Raw genomic sequence first — 13964 nt, forward strand, 5'->3', positions numbered from 1 at the left:
TCTTTTTCGCGCCGCGCCCATGCGTGGAGAAAAACCCCTCATGGACCTGAATACCGCTTTCCGCATCCTCCAACTTAACCGACGAGCAACACCCCGGGACGTCAAGCGCGCCTATAGAACGCTGGCCAGCAAGTGGCATCCCGATCGTTTTCCTGACGACCGGAAACGCAGACAGCTCGCCCAAAAAAAAATGCAGGCACTCAACAGTGCCTACAGCCTTGCCATGCAGCAACTAGAGACCGGTCGACAAGAAGCAAGGAGCCCCTGCACCATTTTTTCAGCCCCCCTGCCGGTCAAGCATCGGTTCTGGACCCATCTTTTTTTGGGACTCCTTGTCTGCGGCCTGGTCCTGACCCTGGCAATGAAATTCATGGTCCCTTCCCCGGCAGAGCACCCCTCACCTGAGCGCACTCACTCTTCCCCGGGTCACAGCTTTACCGACAATGCAGCGACATTATGGCTCAAGGCCGAGCGCTTTAACCACTTCCCCCGGTCCGCCCTGAAAACCGTCCAGCGCAACCTGACCCGCCTCGGTTATGATGTCGGACAGCCGGATGGTTTTTTTGGGCCTCGAACGATGAGCGCTCTGCGCCTGTTTGTCAATGATTTCGGTCCAGTTGCGGCCATGCACACTCCGAAAGACATCCTGGAAGCGTTGACCCTTCACGTCCGGGTGGCGGATGCTCATCCCCAGTGGCGGACAATCGTCGGTTTGCAGACCTTTCATCGCTGGCTTGAGGATCACTCATTTTCCGAAACTTCAGTTCAGAGCGGTTCAGACGCAAAAAGCAACCTGTTGATCCAGCTCACAGATCAGTACCTTTTCTCCACCAGCACCCCGCCTCCTCTTCCTCTGCCGGCCACAGGTATCCTGTGGAAAAAATCGCAGGAACCAACGATGGACTCGCTGCTCCTCACAGGGGCTCCGCGTGCAGGAGTGCACTGCCTGATTAAAATGGTGGACGGGACAAACGGAGAAGAACTGGTCTATGGATTTGTACGCGCAGGAGAAGTACTGGAAGTACCCTGCCCGGAGACAAGTTGCCTGCTGAAGCTGGCTGGCGGATCCCATTGGTATGGTAAAAATTTTCTATTCGGCCCAGAAACCATTCATGCACAGGCCAGGATTGCAGGGAACAACGCCCAGAGCTCTCCTGCCCAACGACGGATCGATCTGGCCGCCCACCTTTCCGGGCACAACCACCGGAAAACCACGCGGTCTGTCTTTACGTTTTAAATACAACAGGGCAGCGCCGACACAATCCGGCTGCTGCCCAGCAGAAGAGAGAAAATGGTGTGTACCCTAGCCGCATCCACCACCGGTTCCGGTACAGGCACCGCTTGCGCAAGGGTTTCTTCCCTTTAACCTGGTGGTGGTTTTTCCCTCATACACCACGCGCAGCCCCTCTTCAATAAAGCCAGCGGCCTCCACCGGCCTCACCCCTGAGCTCTTCAGCACTTCAGCCGGTGTCTCGCCTATTCCGCTGACCAGCACTGCCCGGCAATCGCCAAGCAATCTTGCCAGTTGGTGCCACCGTTTCAAACCTCCTCCAGCCTGAACAGCAGGGCGATCCTCAACCTTGCGATAACCATTCCCATCTGGCTCCCATATCTGGAATGAGGCCGCCTCGCCGAGGTGCTGATTAATGAGAATGCCTTCGTGGGTCGCTACGGCAACATACGGACGCCTATCAGCTGGTTGAGGTTTCATGGATGTACAGGCAGAAAGACAGCTTCGAAATTCCTCTGTTCGGTCATCGTCAAGCAGCCCCACCGCATCTGCTCGACATCGGGTGCAGTGACGCATCTGCGGCAGATACTGTTCGGCCATACTGCGGATACTCTCCATGGCTTCCTTTCCAGGCTGTTCCAGGTGCCCAAAGGGCGTATTGGCGTTGGGGAACAGGGCCATACAGTTGAGCAGGTCCACACCCAGCTTTTTCATGGTTTGGGCGATTTCCTCCACATGGTGATCGTTCACGCCCGGGATAACGATACAGTTGACCTTCACGGTGATATCATGTGCCTTCAGTTGTTGAATGGCGGCAATCTGCCTGGAGAGCAGGAGCCTGGCAGCCTGCAGACCTCGGTAGACCACCTTATCATCCTTGACCCAGGCGTAAACCTCTTTCCCGACTTCAGGATCAACCGCACACACGGTAATCGTTACATGGCTCACTTCAATTTCGGCCAATTCGGGGATATAGGGGCCTATGTTCATTCCATTGGAAGATATGCACAGCAGCATTTCCGGATGGTTCTTGCGTACCAGTCGCAGGGTCGCCATGGTCTCTTCGCCGTTGGCAAAGGGGTCTCCTGGACCGGCAATACCGGCAACGGTAATCCGTGGCTCCTTCTCCAGCACCCGCTGCATGTAAATTCCTGCCTGTTCAGGGGTGAGTACCTTACTGGTAACTCCTGGCCGTGATTCATTCACGCAATCATATTTGCGGTCACAGAAGTTGCATTTGATATTGCACTTGGGGGCTACAGGGAGATGCACTCGACCATACTGCCCTTTTGCCTTGGCGTTGAAACAGGGATGCCGATGATAATCTTTATCGGTAATTTTTTTCATCTTTTCTCCTCTTCTCATTCAGGGCGATGGGGTTACATGTAGGTGTAGCCAACCGGAGAATCGCTCTGCTTCTTGGCGATAATGGTATTTGTTACAGTGTCGAACAGGCTCTGGGCGCCGTGATAACCAAGATGGAGTATGCGCTGCCCTCCAACCCGGTCATGAATGGGAAAGCCGACCCTGATAAGGGGGATGTCTAACTTCCTGGCAAAGGTGTAGCCTTTGGAGTGACCGACCACCAGATCCACCTCCAACTCTTCCGCCAGCGCCTCGATATCGTAAAAGTCGACGTTTTCTTTCACCACGGGCATTGCACCTTCCATCCCTTCCATCACCCGGCTGATGGCCTGCTGCATTTGACCGCTGTTGCCTCCCGACGCACACAACACCGGTTTGATTCCTATCTCGGCCAGAAAGGAGGTCAACCCCACCACCAGGTCCTCTTCGCCGAAAACCACTGCCCGTTTGCCGAAAATATACTTATGGCCGTCAACCATCGCGTCAATCAACCGGCCTCGGGCTGCACGATATTTCTCCGGCATCTCTCTGCCGGATAGTGTCGACAGCACCTCCATCAAGGCATCGGTTTCCCGCAACCCGATGGGCAACCCTTCTTCATAGCGCGGGGTTCCGAACTGTTTTTCCAGCACCTTGCCGGCTGTTTTGCCTGGCAGGGTGGAGCCCAGTTCGATACTGGCCTTTGCCCCGCCCATCTGGCGTACTTCATCAAAGGGGGTGCCACCCTTGGGAACGAGAGGGTAGTCATTGAGTGCCGGTCCATCCAGGGTGTCCGAATAATCGGGCATGAGGGTAATGGGCAGCTCGAAATCCTCACACACCTCTTTCAGGTACCGAATATCAGCTGCGGAGATAAACCCGCTAAACAGGTTAACTCGATCGTGCATGGCGGCCGTCGGCTCAACAAGTTGTTCCACCATCGCGGTAGTGGCAGCATGAAACCCCTCCATGTGGGTGCCCGCATAGCTGGGAGTGGAAACGGTGACTACCAGCGGAGAGTCTTCGCTCCCGAACTCCTCATGATATTCCTGAAGAATCATGGGAACATTATCGCCAATGGTCTCCGTAAGGCAGGTCGTGGCCACCCCGATGATCGCCGGCGTGTACTTTTCCGTGACGTTTTTCAACCCCAGCTTCAGGTTGGCTGCACCTCCGTAGACAGCATGCTTTTCCCCCAAAGAGGAAGAGGCAATATCAATGGGCTCATTAAAATGGCTGATGATGTAGCGGCGCATGTAGGTAGCACATCCCTGAGAGCCATGAAGAAAAGGGACGCACCCCTCAACCCCGCGAAACGCCAGCGAGGCACCCAGTGGTTTGCAGAGTTTGCAGGCATTAGTCGTTGAAGTGTAATTGGGCATCTTAGTCATCACGCACGCTCCTCTGATCGACGGGGAACAAATTTCCAGACCGGACTCATCACCGATCCATAGACTTCACGGGCAAAATTGAGCATACCCTGAAAACCGGCCAGCATCTCTTTGCGTTCATGGTTGTGGTCGCAGAAGGCAACCCCAAGTTTATAGGCGATGGGCCGCTCCTTCACCCCCCCCACAAAAAGGTCCACGTCTTTTTCCTTCATGAACGCGGAAAGCTCCAGCGGGTTGGAATCATCGACGATGATGGTGCCTTCATCGGTAATCTCTTCCAGTTCATCGTAATCCTGACGCGTTCCAGTCTGCGAACCAACCATCACCACGTCCATGCCTATCAAGCGGAAGGCCTTGACCAGGGAAAAGGCCTTGAAGGCTCCACCAACATAAATGGCCGCTTTCTTTCCTTGGAGTGCTTCCCGGTAAAACTTCAGTTCGGGAAGCAGGGCTTCCAACTCACTGCGGACCACCTCGGCAGCCTTCTCCATCAATGCAGGATCCTTGAAATACCTGGCCACTTCGTACAGCGCATCAGCCATATCCTCGACCCCGAAATAGGATACCCTGATAGAGGGGATCGCATATCGTTCCTCCATCATATCGGCGAGTTCCATGGTGGCTCCGGAACACTGAACCACATTCAGGGCTGCTCCATGGGCCCGCTGGATATCAGCTATACGCCCGTCGCCGGTGATATTAGCCACCACCTGAATCCCTATCCGCTCGAAATACTCACGAATCAGCCAAATCTCTCCGGCGAGATTGAAATCACCAAGGATGTTGATGGAATACGGGGAGACATCACTGATGTCGCCAGTGCCCACCAGACGGCCCATGGCCTCACAGGCTGCTTCATAACCGGCCCGCTTGTTGCCTTTAAATCCTTCCGACTGCACCGGCAGCACAGGTATCCCCTTGTCCTCGGAGACCTTTTTACAAACAGCCTCCAGGTCATCACCGATGAGGCCGACAATACAGGTGGAATACACAAACGCGGCAGCCGGGTGGTGGCGGTCGATCAACTCACGCAATGCTGCCTCCAGCTTCTTTTCTCCGCCAAAGATCACGTCCATTTCCTGAAGATCGGTAGAAAAAGAAAGCCGGTGCAATTCCGGTCCGCTTGACAGGGCACCGCGGATGTCCCAGGTATACACGGCACAACCGATCGGCCCATGCACCAGATGCAGGGCATCAGCAATGGGATAGAGTACAACCCGTGAACCGCAGAATACGCACGCCCGCTGACTCACGGCTCCCGCAAGGCTGTCTTTGTTGCAGTCAATGTCAAAAGGTGCCGTCCCTTTGGTGTGGACTTGACCTTTTCGCTGATCCAATACATGTGCAGCTTTCATTGCCGGGTATCCTTTAATCATGAATTTGCAGAAAGTAGTTTCCCTTATAGGGCAAGCAGCGTGCCACTCCCCAGAATAAAATTTTAGTAAGTTATATCAAATTGTTATAAAAAAACTCTTCAAATCCAGACTCCTCTGCGATAGAAGGCCCGGTAGGCAACAACACTTAATTGAAAAAAAAACTACAATTTTGAACAATACGATCGACAGTCACCTCCCATGCCGACAAAGAGGTAAACACCGCACACAATCCTTACCTCGTCTATATACTCAAGGACTGTTAAACCGCAGATTGACAAAAAAAAGTATATCTGGTAGGACCCTGCTTGTTTCTGCAAATAGAAACGGAGAGATACATGGACTCATCAAGCGAGCTGGCAACCGTACTTGCCAAAATTGACGACCCGGAAACTATGGCCGGATTTCTTGAGGAAATCCTCACGCCGGGGGAAAAAAAAGATATTACCCTTCGCTGGCGTTTACTCCTCGATCTCTATGCAGGAAAAACGCAAAGGGAAATCGCTGCACAGTACGGCATCAGCCTGTGCAAAATCACTCGAGGATCAAAAATTCTCAAAAAAAGTGCCTCCGTTACCAGAGGACTGCTCAAACGATACGGCGAAACAGGAGAAAACACGTCATGAGTAACAAGCTGATCAGGAAAACGACCCAGTGTCTGGCCGCCTCCATACTGGTAACGACCCCGGCCATAGCCTACGAATTGCCGGCCGTCAACCTGGGATTCACATCCTTTGTGGACGGTGGGCCGCCGGCAGGCCCTGGGCTGTACTTTACCCAGTACCTTCAGTATTACAGTGCAGACAGCTTAATGGATGGTGATGGAAACGAGCTTCCCCTACCTGATCCTGATCTTGACGGCTGGATCAGTTTAACCCAGTTCATCTATCAATCTGATCAAGCTGTACTCCTGGGCGGCAAATGGGGGATGGACGTCATCATCCCGTATGTCTCCCTGGGCCTGGACTACGACGTCGACAACTCCATGCTGCCGCAGGCCAACGGTGCCGGATTCGGTGACCTGCTTGTCGGCCCCTTTCTTCAGTGGGATCCAATCATGGGCGCCAACGGTCCGAAATTCATGCACCGGGTAGAACTGCAGCTGATCTTTCCCACCGGGAAGTACGACCAGGATAAATCCATCAATCCGGGAAGCAACCACTTCTCCTTCAACCCCTACTGGACCGGAACTTATTTTTTCACCCCGGAGTGGACCATCACCAGCCGTATTCATTACCTCTGGAACGCCGAAAACGACAAGCCGCACTCGTCCTATGGAGCGATCGATGATATTCAGGCAGGACAAGCCATCCACCTCAATTTTTCCACCGCCTATGAGGTATTGCCCAAGCAACTGCGCATAGGATTGAACGGGTATTACCTCAAACAGCTCACCGATACCGAAGCAGATGGCAACGAACTGGAAAACAGCAAAGAGCAGGTGCTGGGCCTCGGCCCCGGTCTGGTGTGGCATATTTCCCCAGATGATCACCTGTTTTTCAATGCCTATTGGGAAACGAGTGTGGAAAACCGCCCCGAAGGCAGTCGCTATAACCTGCGCTGGGTCCACCACTTCTAAAAGCTCCTGCCCTATCCATCGGAGTGTCGCCACCGATGGATAGGGCTCGGCTCACCCTTAATTCCTTTCACTAATAAGGCGCTCCCCCAGAAGAGGGTACTCCTTTCCACGGCCAAATTCCGATCCGCCTTTTTCTCTTTCAATGGAGACAAAACTGACCTTTTTTATTACATTCCCTGCAAACTTGTTTACCTGACCCAGGCAGAAATATACCCGAATACTCCCACGGTTAAGAGGCAAGATATTGGCTCCGCATACCAGGCATTCTGTGCTCCTGAAATTCCTGCTCCACCTGCACCCGAAAAAAGTTGCAGCAGACACCCTCCGCTTTCGTCTCAGCTTTGGTCTGGGCGGCATGTGTGTCACCTTGCTCCTGGTCCTCTTTTTTTCGGGCATAACCCAACTCGTTGCCTACACTCCCGAGCCAGCAACCGCCTACGATTCGGTTTCCGCGATGTATGCGCAAGGCTCCCTCAGCGGCTGGATACGAAATATCCACTACTGGGCTGCCAATCTCCTGGTCATTGTTGCCGTCCTGCATTGCTGCCGCGTCTATCTTACCGGCGCCGTCACTCCTGAGCGGGCGTGGAACTGGTACATGGGACTGGGGCTGCTCTTTTTGGTACTTTTCGCCAATTTCACCGGCTACCTCCTTCCCTGGGACCAACTCGCCTACTGGGCAGTGACCATTTTTCTCAACATGCTCGAGTACCTCCCTCTGCTTGGTCCCCAACTGACCGCGCTTCTCCAGGGGGGCGACGAGCCTGGCAGGCAGACGCTCGCGGCCTTTTACGCCCTGCATACCGGCATATTACCCATGTGTCTGCTCATTGCCTCGGCCTACCATTTCTACATGATCCGCAAGTGCGGGGGGCTTGTCCGCAGACGTTCACTGGATAAAGACCGTTTGGTTTTTACTGCCCCTCACCTGATCGTTCGGGAAGCGGCTGTCGGCTGTAGCCTCATTGCCGCTGTCGCTGTGTTTGCAGCGCTGGTGGATGCACCACTGGCGGAAATGGCCAATCCCGGCATGACCCCCAATCCGGCAAAGGCGGCCTGGTTTTTTCTTGGTTTTCAGGAACTGCTCATTCACCTGCATCCCCTGTACGCCATCGGTATCATTCCGGTATTCATGGGTGCGGCCCTTCTCGCTTTACCATGGATAAACGGCGGCTACCTTGAGGAGGGGCAATGGTTTGATGGACGCGGAGGCGGTACGATTGCCTGCTGGTCTGCTGCTGCCGCCGTGGTCGTCAGTGGGGTCCTCATTCTCATAGATGAACAGATCCTCAACTCCAGCAGGACCCTGGCCGCACTTCGTCAGAGTCCGCTGCCGGCGGCCATCCTGATCGGCTGGTACGCTATTCTGTATGCGGTGCTTGTCCGCTGGGGTAAAATCGGACGGGCCCGTGCCATTATGGCAGGATTCATTTTCACTGTTGTCTCCCTTTGCTGCCTGACCCTCACAGGTCTCTGCTTTCGCGGAGCAGGGATGCAGCTTCTCTCCTTTTCCTAAGACGTGCCGGTCATGCTGTCGAACCATCAAACAACCGCAACACCGCCGAAGAAAGAGCTCGAGCCGTCACCAAGGCGACGATTCCTCAATGGGGTGTGGAAACTGCTGGCATTAATCGTCAGCCTGGAATTCGCCTGGGTGTTTGCGTCAATTCTTCGCGCTGCACACCGAAAAAGGAGCGGCCGGACACAGGAAAACTTCGTGCCGGCCGGCAATACGGAGGACTTTGCCAACAGCTCGGTGACCGCCATACCCAGAGGACAATTTTACTTGGTACGACAGGCTGACGGCAGTTTTTTGGCCCTGTCTAAAACATGCACCCATCTAGGCTGCTCCCTGGTCTGGGATGAAGAAACCGACCGCTTCATCTGTCCCTGCCATCGATCAAGTTTTGATCGATCCGGGGAGGTTCTGACTCCTCCTGCCGTACGCGGGCTGGATAATTACCCTATACGCATAGAAAACGGTCTCGTCCTCGTCAACGTGGCAGCTCCGCAGAAATGGACAGGAGCCCAGCAAAATCGATCGGTGAGCCTGTGAACCGCAATCAATCGCCCGGTACAGCATCCTCTACCGTCAAGCAGACCGCGTGGTGGGAAGGTCTCGCTTTGATCGCCCTGGTCATCCTGCTGAGCACCCCGTTTATCTACGGTTATCGACAACAGGCCATGCCTGCCGATCCGGATGCCCCACGGCCAGCCTTTGTCGGTTCAGGTCAATGCCAGGCCTGCCACCTGGCTGAGTACTCCCAATGGAAAGGATCCGACCATGATCTTGCAATGGCGGAAGCCTCGGTTGAGAGCGTACTCGGCGACTTTGACGATGCCACTTTTCTCGATCCACATACAGGCAAAACCAGCCGTTTTTTTACCCGTAACGGCCGCTATATGGTCGAAACAGAAGGACCGGACGGCACCCCGGCCACCTTTACCATCACCCATACCTTTGGCCACCGACCGCTCCAGCAGTACCTCATCCCTTTTCCCGGAGGACGTCTGCAATGTTTACCGATCGCCTGGGATACGGAAAAACAGCAGTGGTACAGGCTTCCTCCATACACCGTTGACGGACCTGATGACTGGCTCCATTGGACCAATGGCGGCCAAACATGGAATGCGATGTGTGCGGAGTGCCACTCGACCAATGTGAAAAAAAACTATGCAATGGCAACCGACAGCTATGCTACCACCTGGTCGGAAATCAATGTTGGCTGCGAAGCCTGTCACGGTCCGGCCTCGGAACATATTGCCTGGGCCAAGAGACCGCCCCTGGGTCGCGGAGATACCCCCACTTTCGGCCTGGTTGTCTCCACCCAAAGCATGTCGCCAGAACAACAGATAGCCCTTTGCGCACCCTGCCATTCCAGAAGATACCAGCTGGGAGACAACACCCATGAAAGCCATGAGGTCCTGGACCTGCTTGTTCCTTCACTTCCGAGCGAACCGCTGTATTTTGTTGATGGACAGATAAAGGAAGAGGTGTATGTATACGGGTCGTTTGTGCAGAGCAAGATGTATCATCGGGGGGTCAGGTGCAGCGACTGCCATAATGTTCACGCCCTTACCCCACTGCTTGATCACGAGCGCTCAAACGCCCTCTGCTTGCAATGCCATCGGCAGGCCGAATACGATGCCTACAGTCACCATTTTCATAAAGCGACCTACAAGGGCAAGCCCAGCAAGGGGAACTCATGCGTGCGCTGCCACATGCCCGGGCGCTATTATATGGGTATTGATTATCGGCCGGATCACAGTCTCAGAGTTCCCCGACCGGATCTCAGCCAGAAGCTGGGCACCCCTAACAGCTGCTCTGCAGCGGATTGTCACAGCGACAAACCCCTTGCATGGATCACTCAGCACTATACGCAATGGTATGGAGAAACACGGAAGCCGCATTACGGAGAGGTTCTTGCTCTGCAGGAAAAAAATGCTCCCGCAGCCGCTGCATCCCTCTCTGAACTGAGCAGCGACAGCCTCCAGCCCGCTATCATCCGTTCAGTCGCCCTTTCCTTTCTCAGCCGATACCCCGGCCCGCAGACCCAACAGGCGATCAGACTGGCGCTCAACAGTGAAGAGGCCTTGCTTCGCCATACAGCCCTGCGGATGCTCCAGGGACCGGAACAAGGTACCATTATCCGCGACATCGCTCCCAAATTGTATGATCCGGTCAAAGCTGTGCGGATAGAAGCCGCACTCAGCCTCCTCCAGCTGCCCCAGGAAAAAATCAAAGAACAGGACCGTGCCACCCTTGCCCGCACCATTGAAGAATACAGGGAGGCCATGGCCTACAACGGCGACTTTGCTCCCCAGCGATTCAACCTGGGAAATCTGGAGCGCACATTGGGCAACAGCCTGGTTGCGATTGACTATTACCGTCAGGCCCTGGCCATTGATCATCACTTTGTACCGGCCAAGGTCAACCTGGCCATGGAGTTGAACAAAATTGGAGACAATGAGGCGGCAGAGAATCTCTTCAGGGAGGTGGCGGCAGCCCATCCGCAGCTCTACCAGATCCAGTACTCGCTCGGCTTGCTCCTGGCTGAATTGCATCGGTATGCCGAGGCGATCGAATTCCTGGAAAAAGCTGCCCACGGAATGCCGGACAACAGTCGACCAGCGTACAACCTGGCCCTGGTCCTGCTCAAACTCAAACGCTATTCTGATGGTGTAAAACGGCTGGAAGCACTGGTAGGACGCGAGCCGTCAAACCAGGAATATTTTACCACCCTGGCACAGCTCTATCTCAATTTCGGGAAATATTCCGAGGCACGTCACCTGGCGGAATCGGTTCTGGAAAGGGAACCCGATCACCCTTCGGCAAAGGAATTACTGCGGCTCCTGGGCCAGTGATAATCAGCATCTTGCTCAGCCATGACCCTGCGCACCGGCTTAGCGTTGTCCGAATGGAGAACCTGGAAGAAAGGCAGGATCACACCTGCGTAAGGTGAACTGGCAGGAAAAACAGAAAGGATCAGGGGTTGAGGCAGGAAACTGGTAAGGGAAGCTCGTTCTGCTCGGCGGCAATAGCACTGTATAAAAAAACTGCATCATCACCCATGCCGCCTCCGGCAAAACAGGGATGATGATGCAATTTTACGCTGCCTACTTACGCTTAAAACTGAACTTCTGTCCGCCAAGGCTGGCTTCATACATCAGCCCCCCCTTGGTGATCTGAAAGGTAGCCATGCCTTTATTGTAGCCGGCACTGCCGATGGCTGCATTATTTTTTCCGCCGCTTGCTGTTGCCGAGCTGCCGCTGGTGTTGGCGGACGCTCCGGCCGCTGCGGTCAGAACCGTTGCCTGAGCTTCTGCACCGAACTCAAAGTTGCCATTGGTGAATTCGTCCAGGGCACGTTTATCCTGGAAAAAGACAACCTGACTGAATCCAGTGGCGCCGAGCTGAAAGCCGACACTGGCTTGGGTCATGGAGGTATCGCCGATATACTTGCCCTGCTCATACACCCGCCCCTCGCCATAGGCACCGCCTACAACAAAGCCAGCCTTGCCGATGGTCGGAAAAAGGGCATAACCATAGGCGGTTGAAAACATATCCCCGACACCGCCACCAATAAACATTTTCTGGGTTTCCTGGTACTTGTCCGCCCAGGCGGCGGTACTGACGGCCAACATCACAACAGCAAACACAAGGACACGGTAAACGGATTTCATTTCACACCTCATCATGGTAGAGATTGATAATGGCACTGCCTTGGTTATTCGTAGCGTTCCTTTCAACCGATATACAAAGAAAAATGATCCAGCCAGCAAACTCCCCCACTCACAGGGACGGCGAGAAGGCCTACAGGTTTGTCAGTGCCACTTACTCAATGAACTGCAGATTCAAGCCCAGAAAAACCTGCCATTGCGGCTGTCCGGCTCCCCGATCAGCAACCGACACCTGCGGTTCGATAAAAACATTGAAGACCGTGTGCCCTCGCTTGATCACGTGGCCTATGCCTAACCCCACGGGAATATTATAATCATCATTTTCCAGATTGTAGGTCCAAATCGGGGCCATTCGCAAATAAGTACCACCTCCGAGCTGATAGAAAGCAAACGGCTGAAACGCCGCGATGTTGACATCGGCACGACTGTCTTCGCCTGCAAAGCTCTCCTGCCACGAGAGGAGATAGCCATATTGATTTTTTTTTGACCTGCCAGCAAACAACACGTTGACCAGGCCTGCCGACCGCTTTTCTGTTCCCATTGCATCCTCAGGTGCTGTGGGGCAGTCAATTGGGGTCCAAAACCAAAACTCACTGCCGGATTGCCTGTCACAAACAGATAAGCGGCAAAAAGATTAAGATCACCAAGGCCGGTTGTGGTACCGGAAGACTGAACCGGGAAGGTATTCATCGGCAGCGAAGCCCGCAGCAAACAAAGAATCACTCTGCATGCAAGTTGCGCCATCACAGCTCTTTGCCATCTTGAGCAGCGAACACGGCTTTCCAGTCATCTTTCATGCTGATGACATGCCAACCTCGCTGTCCGGCCTCGTCCATCAGTGACTGCGGAAATGCACCAAACGGTGTTTTCTCCAACCCGTTGGCAGGGCCGTAGGCATACTCACGTTCAGCATCATCGTGAAATACCAGCATCATGAGTCGTGCGCCATCACCGGCCCCAACCCACTCCAGCATTTCCCGATCACCGGCTGAATTACCAAAAGCCGCGATAGGTCGTTTCCCGATAAACTTGTTGATAGCAACCGGTTTTCCTTTCTTGTCATCGATAAAATCGATTTCTGCAAGACGGGTCAGTTGGGGTTTCCCGTCTTTGACCTCATACTCGGTTTTGATGGATGAACCAATGACCTGCTCCGGTGGGATTCCGTAGACTTCCTCGGTCATCGGACGCATGAATTCAATGCCGCCCCCGGAAACAATATAGGTTGTAAAGCCATTGGCCCGCAGGTAGGCCAGCAGCTCCAGCATGGGTGTGAACGTCAGTTCTATATACTTGCGCTTGAAACGCGGATGAACCGATTTTTCTATCCACTCTTGAACAATAGCTTCGAATGCCGCCGTACTCATGCCGGCGTGGGAAGCCATAACCAACTGGAGCAGTCCTTTCTCGCCAGCCGCGGCAAGCGCCTTGTGGTCGTTTTCAAGAACCGCTTGGAAGGGCTGGGTCGTTTTCCATTCCGGATGCTCGGGGGCCAGCGCTTTAACACGATCCAGGGCAAAGGCCAGCTGGGTATACATGGGATGCTCAGTCCAGAGTGTCCCGTCGTTATCAAAGGTGGCGATACGATCGCCTTCAGGGACAAAGTCTTTGGATTGCGGCAGGGTAACGCTCTCGACAAACTCTAAAATAGCCGTTTTCGCTTTGCCTTGATTCCAGGATGGCAGGGGATCAGCGGCCCGGCTTTGCGCAGCGAACAGTACACTGCTTATAATCGCTAGAAAAAACATCAAACGTGGTAAACTTTGCTCACATCTCATACCTGAGACCTCATTTCGCATGAAGGTTATCGGATCAGCCTGCATTCCCGATCATCATCATTTCAGCACGTTAGACCTACACCTGTG

The 13964-nt window shown here is 54.1% G+C and carries 11 protein-coding genes and 1 pseudogene; 6 read left to right on the forward strand and 6 right to left on the reverse strand.

What is annotated here, in order from left to right; translation table 11 throughout:
- The first annotated feature begins 40 nt into the window (after positions 1–40).
- On the forward strand, positions 41–1237 hold the full coding sequence (locus tag ACZ52Z_RS09575) for a DnaJ domain-containing protein (protein WP_464270513.1): 1197 nt from the start codon (positions 41–43) through the stop codon (positions 1235–1237).
- A 66-nt stretch (positions 1238–1303) separates the two neighbouring features.
- Here the strand turns inward: ACZ52Z_RS09575 and ACZ52Z_RS09580 are convergent, their stop codons facing one another.
- The 3 genes from ACZ52Z_RS09580 to nifE are packed head-to-tail and all read right to left on the reverse strand — an operon-like array spanning position 1304 to position 5321.
- Entirely contained in the window at positions 1304–2578 is a 1275-nt protein-coding gene (locus ACZ52Z_RS09580) for a NifB/NifX family molybdenum-iron cluster-binding protein (protein WP_464270514.1), read from the reverse strand.
- Positions 2579–2610: 32 nt separating this feature from the next.
- Positions 2611–3966: a nitrogenase component 1 gene (locus tag ACZ52Z_RS09585; protein ID WP_464270515.1), complete on the reverse strand. Its 1356-nt coding sequence runs from the start codon at positions 3964–3966 to the stop codon at positions 2611–2613.
- On the reverse strand, positions 3966–5321 hold the full coding sequence (gene nifE, locus ACZ52Z_RS09590) for a nitrogenase iron-molybdenum cofactor biosynthesis protein NifE (protein WP_464270516.1): 1356 nt from the start codon (positions 5319–5321) through the stop codon (positions 3966–3968). Before nifE ends, ACZ52Z_RS09585 begins: the two co-directional genes overlap by 1 nt.
- 356 nt (positions 5322–5677) lie before the next feature.
- Here nifE and ACZ52Z_RS09595 point away from each other — a divergent pair, with 356 nt between their 5' ends.
- The 5 genes from ACZ52Z_RS09595 (at position 5678) to ACZ52Z_RS09615 (ending at position 11283) form a co-directional block, all read left to right on the forward strand.
- Positions 5678–5965, forward strand: a complete 288-nt coding sequence (locus ACZ52Z_RS09595; RefSeq protein WP_464270517.1) for a Trp family transcriptional regulator — start codon at positions 5678–5680, stop codon at positions 5963–5965.
- The gene (locus tag ACZ52Z_RS09600; RefSeq protein ID WP_464270518.1) at positions 5962–6918 is read left to right on the forward strand and encodes a SphA family protein; all 957 of its coding nucleotides are present in this window, start codon (positions 5962–5964) and stop codon (positions 6916–6918) included. Before ACZ52Z_RS09595 ends, ACZ52Z_RS09600 begins: the two co-directional genes overlap by 4 nt.
- A 268-nt stretch (positions 6919–7186) precedes the next feature.
- Entirely contained in the window at positions 7187–8434 is a 1248-nt protein-coding gene (locus tag ACZ52Z_RS09605) for a cytochrome b N-terminal domain-containing protein (protein WP_464270519.1), read from the forward strand.
- 12 nt (positions 8435–8446) lie between these two features.
- Positions 8447–8974 (forward strand): QcrA and Rieske domain-containing protein, encoded by a 528-nt coding sequence (locus ACZ52Z_RS09610; protein WP_464270520.1) that lies wholly within the window; start codon positions 8447–8449, stop codon positions 8972–8974.
- Entirely contained in the window at positions 8935–11283 is a 2349-nt protein-coding gene (locus ACZ52Z_RS09615) for a tetratricopeptide repeat protein (RefSeq protein WP_464270521.1), read from the forward strand. Before ACZ52Z_RS09610 ends, ACZ52Z_RS09615 begins: the two co-directional genes overlap by 40 nt.
- Positions 11284–11535: 252 nt before the next feature.
- Here ACZ52Z_RS09615 and ACZ52Z_RS09620 read toward each other — a convergent pair whose 3' ends face one another.
- The 3 genes and pseudogenes from ACZ52Z_RS09620 to ACZ52Z_RS09630 form a co-directional block, all read right to left on the reverse strand.
- Positions 11536–12102 carry a lipid-binding SYLF domain-containing protein gene (locus ACZ52Z_RS09620; RefSeq protein ID WP_464270522.1) on the reverse strand — a complete coding sequence of 189 codons (567 nt, stop codon included), beginning with the start codon at positions 12100–12102 and terminating at the stop codon, positions 11536–11538.
- 151 nt (positions 12103–12253) lie between these two features.
- Positions 12254–12843: pseudogene (locus ACZ52Z_RS09625) on the reverse strand (hypothetical protein).
- Positions 12843–13877, reverse strand: coding sequence for an HAD family hydrolase (locus tag ACZ52Z_RS09630; RefSeq protein WP_464270523.1), 1035 nt, complete (start codon positions 13875–13877; stop codon positions 12843–12845). Before ACZ52Z_RS09630 ends, ACZ52Z_RS09625 begins: the two are co-directional and overlap by 1 nt.
- Between the last annotated feature and the right edge of the window lie 87 nt (positions 13878–13964).

Source organism: Desulfogranum aggregans (assembly GCF_055398265.1).

Coding starts and splice junctions, on each gene's coding strand:
- ACZ52Z_RS09575 (WP_464270513.1), top strand. CDS start 41: ATGGACCTGAATACCGCTTTCCGCATCCTCCAACTTAACCGACGAGCA.
- ACZ52Z_RS09580 (WP_464270514.1), bottom strand. CDS start 2,578: ATGAAAAAAATTACCGATAAAGATTATCATCGGCATCCCTGTTTCAAC.
- ACZ52Z_RS09585 (WP_464270515.1), bottom strand. CDS start 3,966: ATGACTAAGATGCCCAATTACACTTCAACGACTAATGCCTGCAAACTC.
- nifE (WP_464270516.1), bottom strand. CDS start 5,321: ATGAAAGCTGCACATGTATTGGATCAGCGAAAAGGTCAAGTCCACACC.
- ACZ52Z_RS09595 (WP_464270517.1), top strand. CDS start 5,678: ATGGACTCATCAAGCGAGCTGGCAACCGTACTTGCCAAAATTGACGAC.
- ACZ52Z_RS09600 (WP_464270518.1), top strand. CDS start 5,962: ATGAGTAACAAGCTGATCAGGAAAACGACCCAGTGTCTGGCCGCCTCC.
- ACZ52Z_RS09610 (WP_464270520.1), top strand. CDS start 8,447: ATGCTGTCGAACCATCAAACAACCGCAACACCGCCGAAGAAAGAGCTC.
- ACZ52Z_RS09615 (WP_464270521.1), top strand. CDS start 8,935: ATGGACAGGAGCCCAGCAAAATCGATCGGTGAGCCTGTGAACCGCAAT.
- ACZ52Z_RS09620 (WP_464270522.1), bottom strand. CDS start 12,102: ATGAAATCCGTTTACCGTGTCCTTGTGTTTGCTGTTGTGATGTTGGCC.
- ACZ52Z_RS09630 (WP_464270523.1), bottom strand. CDS start 13,877: ATGAGATGTGAGCAAAGTTTACCACGTTTGATGTTTTTTCTAGCGATT.